1 protein-coding gene is annotated in these 503 nt (G+C 56.7%); it reads right to left on the bottom strand.

What is annotated here, in order from left to right:
• A partial coding sequence (locus C942_RS24190) for an ATP-binding cassette domain-containing protein (protein WP_036801896.1) occupies positions 1 to 503 on the bottom strand: 503 nt, incomplete at both ends.

The raw sequence follows: 503 nt of genomic DNA, 5'->3' as shown, positions 1-503 counted from the left end.
TCGACGGTCACTTGCCCCTGCTCCGGGCTGTAAAGCCGCAGCAGCAATCTGGCCAGGGTACTTTTGCCCGAGCCGGAGGTGCCGACTACCCCCAGGGTTTCCCCGGCGCGGATATCCAGAGACAGGCCGTTGATGGTCGGCGGGATGTCCGGCTGATAGCGGAACACGATGTCTTTAAATGAAATCGCCCCATGCAGCGTGACCTTATCGCTGCCGGTATGTTGTTCCGGCGGCAGGTTGAGCATGTCACCGAGCTTTTCAACCGCGACCCGGGTCTGGATAAACTGGCCCCACAGCTCAACCATTCGTGACAGGGGCTGCGCAATATGGTTGGTCATCATATTGAACGCAATCAGCTGGCCGATGGTCATCTGTAATGACAGCACTTCTGTTGCGCCCAGCCATAGGATGGCGACACTGGTGACTTTCTGCAGTAGCTGGACAATATGGTTTGAGCGGTTATTCAGTTGCTGGACTGCGTATCCGGTCGTGACCATTTTCTC

The organism is Photobacterium marinum (assembly GCF_000331515.1).
GTDB lineage: Bacteria > Pseudomonadota > Gammaproteobacteria > Enterobacterales > Vibrionaceae > Photobacterium > Photobacterium marinum.
The sequence above is the reverse complement of the archived record's forward strand: the minus strand, read 5'-3'. Positions and strand labels throughout refer to the sequence as shown.